At 35.9% G+C, this 16,517-nt stretch carries 13 protein-coding genes; all 13 read left to right on the forward strand.

Going from position 1 to position 16,517, the window contains the following annotated elements:
* Positions 1 to 7: 7 nt before the first annotated feature.
* The 13 genes from AC6CHH_RS10640 (at position 8) to AC6CHH_RS10700 (ending at position 15,969) form a co-directional block, all read left to right on the forward strand.
* Positions 8 to 418 (forward strand): FtsL-like putative cell division protein, encoded by a 411-nt coding sequence (locus AC6CHH_RS10640; RefSeq protein WP_498282614.1) that lies wholly within the window; start codon positions 8 to 10, stop codon positions 416 to 418.
* Between the two features lie 16 nt (positions 419 to 434).
* The gene (locus AC6CHH_RS10645) at positions 435 to 2,564 is read left to right on the forward strand and encodes a penicillin-binding protein (RefSeq protein ID WP_498282616.1); all 2,130 of its coding nucleotides are present in this window, start codon (positions 435 to 437) and stop codon (positions 2,562 to 2,564) included.
* Between the two features lies 1 nt (position 2,565).
* On the forward strand, positions 2,566 to 4,023 hold the full coding sequence (locus AC6CHH_RS10650) for a UDP-N-acetylmuramoyl-L-alanyl-D-glutamate--2,6-diaminopimelate ligase (protein WP_498282618.1): 1,458 nt from the start codon (positions 2,566 to 2,568) through the stop codon (positions 4,021 to 4,023).
* Positions 4,024 to 4,028: 5 nt separating this feature from the next.
* Positions 4,029 to 5,273: a phospho-N-acetylmuramoyl-pentapeptide-transferase gene (gene mraY, locus AC6CHH_RS10655; RefSeq protein ID WP_498282620.1), complete on the forward strand. Its 1,245-nt coding sequence runs from the start codon at positions 4,029 to 4,031 to the stop codon at positions 5,271 to 5,273.
* A 15-nt stretch (positions 5,274 to 5,288) separates the two neighbouring features.
* On the forward strand, positions 5,289 to 6,662 hold the full coding sequence (gene murD, locus AC6CHH_RS10660; RefSeq protein ID WP_498282622.1) for a UDP-N-acetylmuramoyl-L-alanine--D-glutamate ligase: 1,374 nt from the start codon (positions 5,289 to 5,291) through the stop codon (positions 6,660 to 6,662).
* Positions 6,663 to 6,670: 8 nt separating this feature from the next.
* On the forward strand, positions 6,671 to 7,864 hold the full coding sequence (locus tag AC6CHH_RS10665; protein WP_498282624.1) for an FtsW/RodA/SpoVE family cell cycle protein: 1,194 nt from the start codon (positions 6,671 to 6,673) through the stop codon (positions 7,862 to 7,864).
* Positions 7,865 to 7,877: 13 nt separating this feature from the next.
* On the forward strand, positions 7,878 to 8,984 hold the full coding sequence (gene murG / locus AC6CHH_RS10670) for an undecaprenyldiphospho-muramoylpentapeptide beta-N-acetylglucosaminyltransferase (protein ID WP_498282626.1): 1,107 nt from the start codon (positions 7,878 to 7,880) through the stop codon (positions 8,982 to 8,984).
* Entirely contained in the window at positions 8,981 to 10,339 is a 1,359-nt protein-coding gene (murC, locus tag AC6CHH_RS10675) for a UDP-N-acetylmuramate--L-alanine ligase (protein WP_498282628.1), read from the forward strand. The genes murG and murC overlap by 4 nt, the downstream gene beginning before the upstream one ends.
* Entirely contained in the window at positions 10,329 to 11,156 is an 828-nt protein-coding gene (locus tag AC6CHH_RS10680) for a POTRA-like domain-containing protein (protein ID WP_498282630.1), read from the forward strand. The genes murC and AC6CHH_RS10680 overlap by 11 nt, the downstream gene beginning before the upstream one ends.
* Before the next feature lie 35 nt (positions 11,157 to 11,191).
* Positions 11,192 to 12,574 (forward strand): cell division protein FtsA, encoded by a 1,383-nt coding sequence (gene ftsA / locus AC6CHH_RS10685; protein ID WP_498282632.1) that lies wholly within the window; start codon positions 11,192 to 11,194, stop codon positions 12,572 to 12,574.
* 141 nt (positions 12,575 to 12,715) lie between these two features.
* A complete protein-coding gene (gene ftsZ / locus AC6CHH_RS10690) occupies positions 12,716 to 14,437 on the forward strand; it encodes a cell division protein FtsZ (RefSeq protein ID WP_498282634.1) in 1,722 nt (573 codons plus the stop codon).
* Positions 14,438 to 14,564: 127 nt separating this feature from the next.
* Positions 14,565 to 14,750, forward strand: coding sequence for a BF3379 family histone-like protein (locus AC6CHH_RS10695; protein ID WP_498282636.1), 186 nt, complete (start codon positions 14,565 to 14,567; stop codon positions 14,748 to 14,750).
* Positions 14,751 to 14,829: 79 nt separating this feature from the next.
* Complete coding sequence (locus tag AC6CHH_RS10700) at positions 14,830 to 15,969, forward strand: sugar phosphate isomerase/epimerase family protein (RefSeq protein ID WP_498282638.1); 1,140 nt, start codon at positions 14,830 to 14,832, stop codon at positions 15,967 to 15,969.
* Positions 15,970 to 16,517: the final 548 nt, after the last annotated feature.

Here is a 16,517-nt window from a genome sequence, read left to right on the forward strand (position 1 = left end):
GGATTATATGGCTAAAAGAAACACGATAAAACAGAAGGAACTTAGCGAAGAAGTTCAAGAAGAAATGTCAGAAGCGCTTGAGGAAAAGGTTGAAGAGACGGAGAATTTTATTAATAAATTCTTTTCTCAAAAAGAGATGTCAACCTATTTAGTTGCTAAAAACCTTCCGTTCATTGCGTTCCTAGGATTCTTAGGTTTGCTTTATATATCTAATCGTCATTTAGCAGAAAATACAGTTAGAAGAATCGATAAGTTAGGGAGGGAAGTGAAAGAGTTGAGTTGGGACTATAAATCATTGAATGCTGAGAAAATGAAACTCACTACTCAGACTGAAATTGCCAAGCGGGCAGATACATTAGGCTTAAGAGAAAGAACAGTTCCACCAATTAAATTGGAAGTCGTTAAGGATTTAAAGTAAAAAAAACACCTAGAATATGAATATTAGGAAATCCATATTAATAAGGGTCTACCTGGCGTTCGGGCTGATGGTGTTTGGTGCACTGTTAGTTTTTGGTAAATTATTGCATTTACAATATGTAGATGGAGACCGTTGGCGTGATATCGCCGATAGCTTAACGATTCGAGAACGAGTGATTGAAGCAGCTAGGGGCAATATATACTCTAATGACGGAAGTCTATTAGCTACCTCTATTCCAGAATACGATATTCGGTTTGATGCAATGGCTATTGCTAGTGAAAATAATGATGTTTTTAATTCTCGTGTTGATTCCTTAGCGATCCGCCTTTCTAAGTTTTTTAATGATAAATCAGCAAGACAATATTTAACCCAACTTAAATCTGCTAGAGCAAATAAGCAACGATATGTCTTGCTTAAACGAGATGTTAGCCATCAACAACTCAAGGAGATAAAGCAATTCCCTTTAATGAAAGTATTTAAAGAAGGTAAAGAGCGATATCCAAGCAGTTTAGTTGCCGTTAGAGAAAATAAAAGAATTTTACCGTTTACAAATCTTGCTGCTCGTACAATAGGATATAAAAATCTAAAAGGAGATACTGTTCGAGTTGGTTTGGAAGGAGCATACGGTGATTATATAGAAGGGGAGAGTGGTGTGCAACTAATGCAACGAATTGCGGGAGGAGTATGGATTCCTGTTAATCGTGAAATGGAAGTAGCTCCAAAGGATGGATCTGATATCATAGCGACTATTGATGTCAATATGCAGGACATGGCTCAACGTGCATTGGAAAAGCAATTGATTGAAAGTAATGCAGACAATGGTTGCGTAGTATTGATGGAGGTAAAAACTGGTGAAATCCGGGCAATTGCAAATTTCACTAGGGATTCTGAAGGTATTTATAGGGAAAAATTTAATTATGCAATTGCGCAGGGAGCAGATCCGGGTTCAACATTTAAAGTAGCATCCTATTTAAGCGCTTTGGATGATGGGTTGATTGATACCAATACAATTGTTGATGTCGGAAATGGAACGTATAAAGTTCCTGGTCATACAATCCGGGATTCACATGCCCCCAAAAAATCTAAAATGACAGCTAAAGAAGCCTTTGAGGAATCTTCAAATGTCGGAGTTGCCAAATTAATCCACCAAAGTTATGGTAAGAACCCTGAAAAATTTACAGGAAAGCTGCATGAATGGGGATTAGGAAAGCCGCTTGGTTTACAGATTCCGGGAGAAGGAAAACCATGGGTGAAAATGCCTGATAGCCGTAGTTGGACTAAAACATTATCATTAGTTCAGATGGCTTATGGCTATGAGTTGGTGTTAACGCCAATTCAAACATTGGCCCTTTATAATGCTGTTGCAAATGATGGCAAAATGCTCGCTCCTCTTTTTGTAAAAGAAATTCAGCATTTGGGAAATACAGTAAAAAAATTCGAAGCACGTGTTATTAATGAACAGATAGCGTCGAAAGATGCCATTCGAAAAATGCAGATTATGATGGAGGGTGTAATGATTGAGGGTACCGGAAAACGTTTAAGAAGTCCACTCTATAGCTCGGCTGGTAAAACTGGTACTGCCCAAATGGCGGATGGGGCAAGAGGCTATGGCGCTCGTAGATATCAGTCTTCGTTTGCTGGTTATTTTCCTGCAGAAGATCCAAAATATTCAATGATTGTTGTAATTCGAAATCCTAGAAATGGCTATTATGGCGGTTCCGTGGCGGGACCGGTATTTAGAGAGTTAGCAGATATGGTTTATGCGAATGATCTTTCATTACAAAAAACTTTTGATAAAAGAACAGTGAATTTTTCAGGAAACAGAGTTCCATATAGTTTAAGAGGGTCTAAAGAAGCTTCTGCAAAAGTTTATCAAATGCTTGGTTTCAAAACCGTGAATTGGAATTCAATTGTCCAACCAGATAAAGATTCTGCAAAGAATAGTATTGTGCCCTTTACTGTTTCAGAATTCAAAGAAGGAACAGTGCCGAATGTAAAGGGCATGGGGTTGGTTGATGCTATATATGCTATGGAGAATGCTGGCTTCAAGACAACCGTAACAGGGAAAGGTAAAGTTATTAATCAATCATTAGTTGCTGGTCAACGATTAAAGCCGGGAACCAAAGTATTAATAGAACTTAATTAATATGTTGTTAAAAGAATTGCTACATGCTATCCCGGTAAAGGAATACCGAGGACTTTTGGAAACAGAAGTTACGTCTTTATGCCTTGATTCAAGAACGGTGGAGAAGGGTGGGCTTTTTGTAGCAGTTCGGGGATTTCAGACAGATGGGCATTTGTTTATAACAAAAGCAGTTCAAGGTGGAGCTTCAGTTGTCATTGTTGAAGAGTTCCCAACAGAATTAAACCCCAAAGTTGTTTATGTTTTAGTAGATGATTCAGCCTATGCATTGGGGATCATTGCCTCAAATTTTTACGAAAAACCCTCAAGTAAACTGAAATTAGTTGGAGTGACAGGAACCAACGGGAAAACAACTGTTGCGACTCTACTTTTTAATTTATTTACGAAACTAGGGTATAAGGTTGGATTACTCTCAACCGTTCAAAATCAAATTGGAGATAAAATTATTCCAGCAACGCATACTACTCCAGATCCTATTTCATTGAATTTACTTTTGAAATCAATGGTAGAGCAAGGATGTGATTATTGTTTTATGGAGGTAAGTTCGCATGCGATTTCTCAACAGAGAATAGCGGGATTAGTTTTCGCGGGAGCAATTTTTACAAATTTAACGCATGATCATTTAGACTTTCATGGAACGTTCTCTAATTACATAAAAGCAAAAAAGAAATTTTTCGATGATTTAAATAGGTACGCATTTGCATTGACTAATATTGATGATAAAAACGGTCATATCATGCTTCAAAATACCTTTGCTCACCGTAAGTCCTATGCCTTACATCAAATGGCTGATTTCAAGACTAAGATTTTAGAAAGTCATTTTGATGGAATGTTATTGCAGATTGAAAATAAAGAAGTTTGGGTGAAATTAGTAGGTGAATTCAACGCTTATAATTTACTAGCAGTTTATGGTGCTGCCATTTTACTTGAACAAGAAACATTGAAAGTATTGATGGCTTTAAGTGAAATTTCAGGGGCACAAGGACGATTTGAAACGTTGAAGGCGGATAACGGTGTGATTGCAATTGTAGATTATGCGCATACTCCAGATGCTGTTCAAAATGTTTTGGAGACCATTAAAAGACTAAAAAAGCAAGAGCAAAATGTATTAACAGTGCTTGGGTGTGGAGGTGATAGAGATAGGACAAAACGTCCTGAAATGGCCCAAGTTGCATGTGCGCTAAGTGATAAAGTTATTCTGACATCTGATAATCCAAGGTCCGAGGATCCATCTATGATTATTAACGAAATGGAAACCGGCATTCCGGCTGATAAAAGAAAGAATGTATTCTCAATTACTGATCGAAAAGAAGCAATCCGTGCGGCTTTCCATCTGGCAAATCCAGGTGATGTGATTTTAGTTGCTGGTAAAGGACATGAAAATTATCAGGAAATAAATGGAGTGCGAAACCATTTCGATGATAAAGAAGAATTAATAAAGATTTTTAACGAACACAAATAGAAAGAATGTTATACTATTTATTCAATTGGCTATACGAAAATATGCATATCCCGGGAGCAGGATTGTTTCAATACATCTCCTTCCGAACTGCTATGTCAGTCATCGTGTCGTTAATTATTACTACAGTATTTGGTAGTCGTTTGATTCGCCTGCTACACCACAAACAAGTTGGAGAAACTATTCGTGATTTAGGTTTAGAAGGTGAAAAGAAGAAGCAGGGTACCCCAACAATGGGAGGGTTGATCATTATCGCCGGTATATTGGTTCCAACTTTATTGTTTGCCAAGTTGGATAATATTTATATAATCTTGATGATTATCACAACGCTTTGGATGGGAGCAATTGGTTTTCTTGATGACTATATTAAAGTGTTTCGTAAAAATAAGGAAGGTTTAGCTGGGCGCTTTAAGGTAATTGGCCAGGTGGGTTTGGGGATTTTAATTGCCATTACGATGTATTTTCATCCGGATATAGTAGCCCGTCAGCAAGTAGCTAATCCGACTTCATCAAAACCAGTTGAAGTTATCATTAATCCTTCAACCGGGGAGAAAACATATGCTGAAAATGTGAAATCAACTAAAACAAATATTCCATTTTATAAGAATAACGAATTTGATTACGCAAAAGTGTTAGATGCGTTTGGAATAACCAATCCATGGGCCACATTTCTAGTTTTTTTAGTAGTTGTCGTATTCATTATTGCTGCTGTGTCTAATGGGGCAAACATTACAGATGGGATAGATGGTTTAGCATCCGGGACCTCTGCAATTATGGGAATTACACTTGCGATTTTAGCTTATGTATCTGGAAATATTGTTTTTTCAGATTATCTGAACATTATGTTTATTCCAAATTCAGGTGAATTGGTAATTTTTGCAGGAGCGTTTGTTGGAGCATGTACAGGATTTTTATGGTATAACGCCTATCCTGCACAAGTGTTTATGGGTGATACCGGGAGTTTAGCGATAGGCGGTATCATTGCTGCGTTTGCAATTTTGATTCGAAAAGAACTATTGATCCCTGTGCTTTGCGGCATTTTCTTAATTGAAAATATGTCTGTGATCTTGCAGGTGTCCTATTTCAAGTTTACTAAGAGAAAATACGGTGAAGGTAGGAGGATATTTTTGATGTCTCCATTGCATCATCACTATCAAAAGAAAGGCTATCATGAATCTAAAATAGTTACTCGGTTTGTAATTATTTCTGTTTTCTTGGCCATATTAACGATTGTAACATTGAAGGTTAGATAATTTTATTTGATAAAAATGCCAAATATTGCTCATACATATTACCCACAATCAGGACGCTTAGTAATTCTAGGTGCTGGAGAAAGTGGTGTGGGTGCCGCAATTCTTGGAAAGGATAAATCCTTTGAAGTTTTTGTATCTGACATGGGTATGGTTTCAGATCCATATAAAGCTACCTTGACACACGAAGGTATTCTATTTGAAGAAGGTAAGCATACTGAAGAATTGATTCTACAAGCTGATCTTATCATTAAAAGCCCTGGGATTCCTGAAAGTGCACCGTTGATCAAAAAAATTCGAGAACAAGGTTTACCAATTATATCAGAAATTGAATTTGCTGCTCAATATACAGATGCGAAACTAATCTGTATCACTGGTTCAAATGGAAAAACTACTACCAGCTCTCTTGCTTATTATATGTTGAAAAAAGCCGGGTTGAACATTGGGTTAGCAGGAAATATAGGCAATAGCTTCGCTTTACAAGTAGCGCGTGATAACCATGATGCATACATATTGGAAATTTCAAGTTTTATGTTGGATGATATGTATCATTTCCGGGCAGATATCGCTGTTTTGTTAAATATTACTCCAGATCATTTGGATCGGTATGATTATGAGTTGCAGAAATATGTTGCCTCCAAGTTTCGGATTGTTCAAAATCAAAAGAAAACAGATTATTTTATCTATTGCTTAGATGATCCACAAACAATAGCTGCCTTGGATGAATTTCCAACAGCAGCAACTAAATTGCCATTTACATTAGAGTCTGAAGTAGAAATAGGAGCCTATTTAGAATCAAATAACCAGTTGAATATTTTAGTACCTAATAGAGAAAGTTTTACCATGAATATTGAAGATTTATCATTACAGGGCAAGCACAATGTTTACAACAATAGTGCGGCGGGTCTGATTTCTAAAATACAGGATTTAAGAAATCAAACGATGAAAGAGAGCATGAGCTCTTTTGTGAATATTGAACATAGACTAGAACATGTTGCATGTATTGGTGGTGTAAACTATATCAACGATTCCAAAGCAACAAATGTTAATTCTGTTTGGTATGCTCTTGAAAGTTTTTCTACTGAAATCGTTTTGATAATGGGGGGTGTTGATAAAGGGAATGACTATGAAATGCTTCGTGATTTGGTCCGTTCCAATGTAAAAGCAATTATATGCATCGGTAAAGATACAAGTCGTATACATGAGGCATTTGAAGATGATACAGAAATAATTGTTAACAGCGCATCTATGAGTGATGCGGTACAAATCGCATCTCATTTAGCAAAAAAAGGAGATACAGTTTTACTCTCGCCAGCTTGTGCAAGCTTTGATTGGTTTAAAAATTATGAAGACCGTGGTGAGAAATTCAAAGAAGCAGTAATGTCTTTATAACGTTAATAATGGAATACATATTTTCTAAACTAAAAGGTGATAAATGGATTTGGATAATTGTTATCCTCCTATCCATATGGTCTTTATTAGCCGTTTATAGTTCTATAGGCACCTTAGCTTATAAAGAAGGAAAAGGAACGGAAATGTATCTTTTTAAGCATCTTTTTATTGTAGTGGCTGGTTTAGCAACGATGTATTTATCTCATAAATTGGATTACCGGTATTATGCAGGGATTTCGAAATTGCTGATGGTAATTACTATTCCCTTACTACTGTATACACTAATGTTTGGGAGCAAAGTGAATGAAGCAAGTCGATGGTTAACAATCCCTATAATTAATCAAACATTTCAGACCTCCGATTTAGCAAAATTAGCGCTGATTACATTTTTGGCAAGAATGTTATCCCGTAAACAAGAGGAAATAAAAGATGTTAAAAAGTCATTTATTCCTATCATGGGGGCAGTATGTGCTGTTTTTGTGCTGATAGCATTAGCCAACCTATCAACGGCATTGATGCTCTTCGGAGTAAGTATACTATTGTTAATGATAGGGCGAATTGATTTTAAACAAATAGCAGTTGTTTGCTTAGGAGGGGGCATATTATTAATGCTAGTTATCTTCTTAGGGCCAAGAAGGGCAACTTATATCAGTAGGGTTCAAGGTTTTTTTAATACAGAACAAGTTGACGGGGGTAAAACCTCCTTTCAAGATGATAAAAATTTTCAAGCGAATAATGCGAAAATAGCCATTGCTACGGGAGAATTATTTGGTAAGGGCGTAGGTAATAGTGTTCAACGAAATGTTCTGCCACATCCCTATTCAGATTTCATTTTTGCAATTATTATCGAGGAATACGGTACAATTGGAGGGGCGGTGTTACTTTTTCTTTATATAGCCTTAATGTATCGATGTATTCGTATTGTCACCTTAAGCCCAAGAGCATTTGGAGCCTTGTTGGCTGCAGGCTTAGGTTTCAGTTTAACAATTCAGGCATTGGCGAATATGGCGGTTGCAGTGGGTTTAGGGCCAGTGACAGGAGTTCCACTGCCTTTAGTAAGTATGGGAGGAACATCAATCTTATTCACGAGTGTTGCACTTGGAATTATTTTGAGCGTAAGTAGGAACATCGAAGAATTAAAAGAGAATGAAGAGGTAGTTTCCGGAAGGAGATCTCCAAAAGTAGTTGTAGGAACTGTATAAATTAAAATATAAGATGGCGCATAAGGTAATAATAAGTGGTGGTGGAACAGGAGGACATATCTTCCCTGCGATTGCAATTGCCAATGCGTTAAAATCGATCGCTCCTGATATAGAAATATTATTTGTAGGAGCCATGGGTAAAATGGAAATGGAACGCGTACCGGCAGCAGGTTACCAGATAGTAGGACTTGATATTGTTGGTATTAATCGACAATCAATTCTAAAAAATATTGCATTACCATTTAAAGTAATTAAAAGCCTCTTTGAAGCAAGAAAGGTTCTTAAAGATTTTAACGCAGAATTAGCTGTTGGTGTGGGCGGTTTTGCCTCTTGGCCACTTTTAAAAATGGCAAATATGCTGGGATTACCTACAGTGATTCAGGAACAAAATTCTTATGCTGGGGTAACGAACAAAAGACTTGGAGCTAAAGCAAGAAAAATCTGTGTTGCTTATGAAGGTATGGAAAGGTTCTTTCCGTCAGAAAATATCTTATTAACGGGTAACCCTATTCGCAGATCCTCAGTTTCGATTCAAGGAAAACGAGAACAGGCTCTTCATTCTTTTGGGTTACAGCTTGACAAAAAGACGATTCTAATTACAGGAGGTAGCTTGGGAGCTTTAACATTAAATAATTGTATTAAAGAAGGTCTACAACGAATTATTGAATCTGGTGTTCAAGTGATATGGCAATGCGGTAATTATTATTATCAAGGATTGGTTCAGGAAATTGGCTCAAATTTATCAAGTCAAATAAAATTGTTGCCATTTTTAGAACGGATGGATTATGCTTATGCTGCTGCAGATATAATAGTATCTAGAGCTGGTGCTGGAACTATTTCAGAACTAGCTATTATTGGAAAACCTGTGATATTAGTGCCTTCACCTAATGTTGCCGATGATCATCAAACCAAAAATGCGAATGCATTAGTTAAAAAAAATGCTGCATTAATTGTTGAGGATAAAAACGCTGGTAGAGATTTAGTGAATCAAATGTTGTCATTAGTTCAAAATGAAATTCAACAAGTTGGCTTGAGTGACAATATCAAAAAGTTGGCCTTGGCGGATGCAGATTTAGTAATTGCTAAGGAAATATTGGACTTATTAAAGGTAAATAAATGAATATCGACGGAATAAAAAGAGTTTATCTATTGGGAATTGGGGGTATCGGTATGAGCGGTTTAGCTCGTTATTTTAGTCATTTGGGTTGCCAAGTTGCAGGTTATGATCGTACTTCTACAGATTTAACCAAAATATTGGAAATTGAAGGGATGATAATAAGTTATCAAGATTCCGAAGACTTAATTCCTGAAGTGTATAAAGTAGCAGATCAAGAAACTTTGATAATATACACACCGGCGATACCTAAAGATTTAGGATTGAAATCGTTTTTTCAAGATAATGGACATACCCTCTATAAAAGATCGCAAGTCCTTGGATTAATTTCTGAAAGCAGATTTACAATTGCTGTCGCAGGAACACATGGAAAAACAACCACGTCTACTATGATTGCTCATATTTTGAAACATAGCGGGTATGATTGTTCTGCTTTCTTAGGGGGGATTAGTACAAATTATGGTAATAATGTACTTTTTGGTAATAATAATGTGGTGGTGGTTGAGGCTGATGAATATGATCGTTCATTTTTAACTTTGCATCCAAATATAGCCGTAGTTACATCAACTGATGCAGATCATTTAGACATTTATGGCGATGCTACAGAACTTGTTCATTCTTTCGAACTGTTTTTAGAACGAGTAGTTCAAGATGGAACTAAGATAGTGAAGAAGGATCTGCCTTTATCTGGGAATATATCTTATGCAATGAATCAATTAGCAGATGCATATAGTTTAAATGTTCGCATCGAAAATGATGCATTTTATTTTGATTATTATTCAAAACAGACCACAATTTTAGATATTCATCTTGGTATTCCAGGGTTACATAATGTTGAGAATGCAGTTGCTGCAATAACGGTTGCAATCTTGTTAAAAATAAGTCCCGAAAAGATATTAAAAGCACTTTCAGACTTTCAAGGAGTAAAGCGAAGATTTGAATATATAATTAAAACTGAGGAGACTATATATATAGATGATTATGCACATCATCCAGAAGAATTACGTGCATTTTTGACATCCATGAAAAAGTTGTACCCGAATAAAAAATTAACAGTCGTTTTTCAACCGCATTTATTTAGTAGAACTCGCGATTTTATGGATGGATTTGCCGAAGTTTTGGCTTTTGCAGATGAGCTTTTATTGTTAGAGATTTATCCTGCACGAGAATTGCCTATTCCTGGAATTGATTCGACTTTGTTGATGGATAAGGTCCAATTGAGGAACAAAAGATTGGTCAGCCCTGAGCAAGTGTTGAAAATTGTAAAGGATGAGAGACCAGAATTAATTGTAACCGTTGGAGCAGGTGACATTGATAAATTAGTTAAACCTCTTAAAGAAGTGATTGCACATGCTGGATAAAATAAGAAACATACAATGGCGTCAAGTAGGCTATTTTTTCTTAGGCATTGCGGCCCTAGTGGGGGTTGTCATGTTAATGAGTTTGGTTACCAAAAAGGACCAAGTCCAAGTATGTAATGGTCTAAAAGTAAGTGTTGAAGGACAAGAAACTTTTATTGATCAAAAGGATATTTCAACTATGATCCAAGATAAGTTTGGTTCGGTCAAAGGTAAAACGTTAACCGAAATACCTCTTCATAGTATTGAATCCGAGTTGAAAAAATCACCCTATGTTTCTCATGCCGATGTTCATGTAGACATGGATGGTACAATGCAAATTGCTGTTCAACAACGAGAGGTTGTGATTCGAATTATCAATCGTAATAATCAAGAATATTACGTAGATTCAAAAGGCAACAAAATTCCAGTGACGCTAAAATATACACCACACGTGATGGTGGCCAATGGTAACATAAAAGAAGGTTATAAAGTGCCTTTAGAACCGGTTGAAAGTCAATTGGTGAAAGACCTAGTGAAAATTGTAGAGGAAACAAAAAATAATGATTTATGGAGTAATCAAATCGTCCAACTTTATGTAAACGATGAACACGATATTGAAATAATCCCTCGTGTGGGAAATCAACAATTGATTCTCGGAAATGCAGATTCATTAAGTTATAAATTGGATCGATTAACAAAATTCTACACACATATTCTTCCAAAGGTTGGCACGGAGGCATATAGTAAAGTAAACGTTAAGTTTGGAGGGCAAATTATTTGTGAACGTAAAGGAGATTGGTTCATAGATAGTTTACAAATGAAAATTAATAAAAGATAAAAAGGAATAATAATATACAGCATCAAACACAGCATATGAAACCTAGAATTGTAGAAAATGAAAAAGAAAATCCAATTATCGTTGGATTGGACATCGGAACAACAAAAATTTGTGTTACCGTAGGCCGTCGGAGTGGTTCTAACAAGGTGGAGTTATTAGGAGTTGGTAAAGCAGAATCTGCTGGGGTAAATCGTGGGGTGGTTGCAAACATTCAGAAAACGGTGACCAGCATTCGTGAAGCTGTTGCTGTTGCTGAAGGGCAATCTAATGTAGACATAAAAGTTGTTAATGTAGGTATTGCAGGTCAGCACATCAAAAGCATCCAACATCGTGGAATTCTAACTAAAAACGACGATGATGAAATTGGAAGGTTGGACATTGAACGTCTAATCTCTGACATGTACAAATTGGTACTCCCTCCAGGAGAAGAAATTATCCATGTATTACCGCAGGAGTTTACCATTGATAATGAACCTGGAATTAAAGAGCCGATAGGTATGGCCGGAAGGCGCGTTGAAGCAAACTTTCATATTATTTCTGGACGAGTAACTGATATTAAAAATATAAAAAGATGTGTAGATAATTCTGATTTGGAAGTTTCTGAATTAATTCTTGAGCCTTTGGCTTCATCTGAGGCTGTGTTGGATGAGGAAGAAAAAACGGCCGGTGTTGTATTAGTTGATATAGGTGGAGGTACAACAGATGTTGCAATATTCCATGAAGGTATTATTCGTCATACTGCCGTGATTCCATTAGGTGGTAACATTGTAACCGAAGATATCCGTCAAGGATGTGCAGTGTTGAGAAATCAAGCTGAGCAATTAAAGGTACGGTATGGATCTGCATTAGCGGATGAAAATAAAGATAATGAAGTTATTTGTGTGCCTGGCATTCGCGGAAGAGAAGCTAAGGAGATTTCTGTTAAGAACCTTGCTTACATCATCCAGGCTAGAATGGAAGAGATTATTGAGCACGTGTATTATGAAATTAAAGCTTCTGGTTATGAAGATAAACTAATTGCTGGAATCGTTATTACGGGTGGGGGAGCTCAATTGAAACATCTTATCCAATTAGTAGAATATATCACCGGTATTGATTGTCGAATTGGATATCCTAATGAGTTCTTAGCAAAAACTGATATGTTGAATAAACAGGCTTTTGATGAGTTAAAGAGTCCATTGTATGCTACTGGGATTGGTTTATTAATAAAGGGAATTCAATCTATAGAAGAAGAAGAGAAACGCAATCAAGAAAAATTTGTAAAAAAATCAGGGGTTGTAAAAGAAAATAGACCAGAAAACGTTAAAGACATAGCGGACGGACAAAGCAAAAAAGAAGGTTGGTTGACACGTTTTTTAGGAGACTGGATCAAAGATGGGGCGGATATCGATGATGACACGTTTATCGGGAAAAAATAATTATCAACAATGTTGTGTTTTTTCCACATTTTCAACAAATGTGGAAAACAGTTGTTAATAAATTGGTAATATTACATTAGAATTGTTGAGTCAAGTTATGGTTACGTAATAGATTGATGCAGAATTAAATAGGATAAAAATATGTCGATTCAATTTGAAATGTTAAAGGAAAATTCATCAATTATCAAAGTAATTGGTGTTGGTGGTGGCGGTGGAAATGCCGTTAACCACATGTATAAACAGGGAATTAGTGGTGTTGATTTCATAGTATGTAACACGGATGCACAAGCTTTGGAGTTGAGTCCAATTCCTAATAAAGTCCAATTAGGAGTTAGTTTGACAGAGGGTATGGGAGCAGGTGCTGATCCAGATGTAGGTGAAAATTCTGCTATTGAGAGTATCGAGGATATCAAAAGGATGTTAGGTACCAATACAAAGATGCTTTTTATCACAGCTGGTATGGGTGGTGGTACTGGAACGGGTGCTAGTCCTGTGTTGGCTAAGGCTGCAAAAGAATTAGGTATTCTTACGGTAGCTATAGTTACTACTCCTTTCACATTTGAGGGTAAAAGACGTCGCATGCAGGCTGAAGATGGCCTTGGTGAATTGCGTAAATATGTCGATTCTTATTTAGTAATTTCCAACGATCGCCTTCGCGAGATTTTTGGAAATTTAACCATGACTGCTGCTTTTGCAAAAGCAGATGATATTTTAACTACAGCTGCCAAAGGTATTGCTGAAATCATTACTATCCCTGGTTATGTCAACGTCGATTTTAAAGATGTTCGTACTGTTATGAATGACAGCGGTGTCGCTATAATGGGTAATGCTGTTTCCAAAGGAGAGCAACGTGCATTAGATGCTGTAACTGGTGCATTAGCTTCCCCTCTGTTAAAAGATAATGAAATTGAAGGTGCTCGATACATATTATTAAATATAACCTCCGGTACACGCGAGGTAACTATGGACGAAGTCGCTATAATTACTGATTACATTCAAGAAAAAGCAGGTTTATCTGCTGATCTTATTTGGGGTAACTGTATCGATGAAAATTATGAAGACGAGCTTTCTGTTACCATAATTGCTACTGGATTTCAAACAGCTGAACAACGTGTTAAGGAAAAAGAGAAAGAAAAAATTGCTATTCCTTTAACTCCTGATGTTCACACCTCAGCATTTGTGAAACCGGTAGCTACAAACCAATTCGCCGACAAAGCATCTGATGGGAGTAGTTTTATAAAACCTGCAACATCTGCAGAGAGTGTTTCAACACAGACTTCTCAAACGGATTTGTTTTCTAATAAAACAACTGTTACTCCTCATGTTTCAAAGGTTGAAAATAGTGAATCTCAAATGATTCGTCATACACTTGAAATAGAAAATACTTCTGAGATTGAGCTTGAAAAAGAAGATTCAAATCCACACGGATTTGAACTTAAAACTTCTCCATCTATGTTTGAATTCAAGCTTCCTACTGTATTTGATGTATATTCTTCTACAGAGGAAGATTCTGTTAGTCAAGTGAATGAAGAAGATGTATATTCCAGTGCTGAAACTAATGAGATTGCCCCATTGGCGGAGGTTGAACTTGAAGAAGCTAAAAAGGAAGAAACAAATTTTGAAGATCAATTGCTTAAAACAAAAGAACGCATTTTGCGTTTGAAAGAGTTAAGTATGAAGTTGAAGTCTTCTAATGGTTTGCAAGAGCTTGAGAGTGAACCAGCTTTTAAAAGAAAGCAAAAGACATTAGATGATGTGCCTCATTCTTCTCAATCTCAGGTATCCCGATTTACTTTGTCTTTTGACGAGGGAGAAACAGAGATTAGACCAAATAATTCTTTTTTGCATGATAATGTAGATTAGACTCATCCTATTTAATATAAAAAAGGTGACTTGAGAAAGTCACCTTTTTTGTTTTTTATTTTGATTTTTGAAAAAAGATGCTAATTTTAAGCAAGTTAGATCTAATTATAAAAAAAATCTTAAGATTATGGCAAGTATTAATAAATTTAAAGAATTGAAATCTTTAATTGATGGTTTAGAAAATGATGCAGATAAATTCTATTCCAAAGGGAATAGTGCAGCTGGCACTCGTGTACGTAAAGGATTGCAAGAAATTAAAACTTTATCTCAATCTTTACGTCTAGGAATTCAAGAATTAAAGAACAAAGCATAAGTTCTTTAAAACATTGTTACATTCTAAGCCCTTCATTGGGCTTTTTTTATGTTTTAAATACTAAATACAATTTTATATAATGAAATATATTCAAAACCCTATATGGTTAATGAGTTCAGCTTACGAAAAGCTAAATCAAGATGAGTTATTAGAAGCTGCGGTAGAAAGTAACGCACAAGGAATCGATCTCTGTGTGTTTCGAAAAGATGGAGCCCGATTAGACCATACAGCAACCCATTTGGATTATGAAGGCTTTACATTAGATGATGCTAAGAGAGTTTTGGAAAAATTTAATGAAAAATCACTTAGACTGTCTTTGGGTGCTTTTGAAAATATGATTGGTGGAGAAGAATCCGAAAGAATTAAGAATCAGAATCATCTTCTTAAATTAATTCGAATTTCATATTTATTGGGCGGTGACAGAAATGACATTAAAGTTGGAACTTTTGTTGGGTATAATCATGAACTCGGAAATCAGATTGATGGTTTTCAGAAAAACTTAGATGAGTATTATAGAGTGTTTCAACCGATCGTTAAATATGCAGAAGATTTAGGGGTTACTTTAGTTTATGAAAACTGCCCTATGGAGGGCTGGAGGTCTTCAAGGTATACAAACACCTTTAATAACCTTTCGGGTGTACTAGCGGCTCGCAAATTGATGTATGCGCTAATTCCAAGTCATGCACATGGTGAAATCTATGATCCTTCACATGACATCTGGCAAAATATTAATCCAGTTGATGTAATTCTTGATATGGACATTAATAGACTTAAGCGAATTCATGTAAAAACTACACGTGTGAATGATGGGAAAGCCAGAACACAGTGGGGAGGGATGTATCCTATGCAGTCTGTTGATCCTGAGCTAGCGAGATTGGCTGGTGTAGTACTTCCAAGAAATGACTGGGACAGACATCATTATACCGCAATGTTGCCTGGTTTTGGAGGAACGGATAATATGGATTGGAATGCATTTGTTGAGGCTTTACATAATAGGGGATTTACAGGCCCATTTGAAATAGAAAATGAGGCGAAAAATTCAAAAGAAACACATAATCAAGCTGCAATTTCGCAGGGAGCAAATGCATGTATTCATTTTTTAGCCCCACTGCTATGGGAGTTGTCAGAGAGGGGATATTCGTATAAAAATGAAGAACCCTTACTCGTGGAAAGCAGAAAGGATATACCTATTGTTACAATGGATCAGCTCATGAAATAGAAACTGTAATGACTAAACAAGGAAAATTAAAGAGGTAATTTTTCGTAATGATCTTCCAAAACTTAAGCGCTTTTTTATAAGTAATTCTCAAATCTAGGTTACTTCTATATCATTCGGAATGTTAGATGAGTAGTAAAAATTTTACAAACGTATTGAATAGTCTTCAATTGAAGTGTTAGATATTAAAATATATCAAATGATAAAATGCTGATATGTAGATGTTAATGTTTTTTTTGTTGAATCATTTTAAAGAGGAATAATATTTTATAAATGAACACCCAGAAAAAATATATCTAGATGTATTTGGGAGAGTTCTGTCCAATTGAAATTAGATAGTCTTTGGTTATATCAGCAGTGTCGATTTCTAAATTTATATTTTTAATAGCTTATAATTTTATTTCATATTTGCAGTGAAAGAGATGTCTTGTTTTCTTTTGAGTGTTTATTTTAAACTTCAATAACTTTTATCATTGATACAAGGTATTGCGATATGTCCTCCACGAAAATAAATAATGAATTTAATGATAAATTTTCTTTAGGAACATCCC

This window comes from Sphingobacterium sp. GQ94 (assembly GCF_059758715.1).